Annotated in this window: 1 protein-coding gene; it reads left to right on the forward strand. The window is 42.9% G+C overall.

Features of this window, described 5'->3' with window-relative positions:
• A partial coding sequence (locus KC460_05230) for a hypothetical protein (GenBank protein ID MCA9770744.1) occupies positions 1-588 on the forward strand: 588 nt, incomplete at both ends.

Genomic DNA, 588 nt, shown 5'->3' on the forward strand with positions numbered 1-588 from the left:
ATTAATACCTGCAGGCTCAGTATTGGCAGCAGGGTCAGTTGTAGATGGTATACCATTAGTAAGTCCACTGACTGTTGTGACAGATACGGTATTTAACAGAACGACACAACTAGCCGCAGGGACTACAATTGCACCGTTCCAAATTGTAGGTAGTACAACACCATTAGCTTCAGCACTATTGCTACCGCCAGCTTCTCGCTTACCTGCAGGTTCAACAATTTCACCAGATTCAGAACGAGTAAATACAACAACAGACTTACAGGAAAACTTCTTTGAAACGATTGCGCCATTGGTAACTATATTTAGTGAAATGTCATTTATTGCATCCAATGCACCAACTCCTGATGGCAGCATTTTAGTGCGTCTTGGTTCACTTGACCCAGCATCAGATGGATCACTTGGAGCGTTGTGTCCGCCAGTAAGAGATGGTGTGCAACGCGATGGTTCAGTTGTTCGTTTGCAATCGGGTGATCACGATGTGCAATATAATGCAGGAATTGGTAGCTTAATATTGAATGAGATACAAGGATTTACGTTTAATGGTGAGCAGTTTGTGATTATCAATTGTGATGAAGCAACGCGAACGGA

The organism is Candidatus Dependentiae bacterium (assembly GCA_020431705.1).
Classification (GTDB): Bacteria; Babelota; Babeliae; order Babelales; family Vermiphilaceae; genus JAGQHQ01.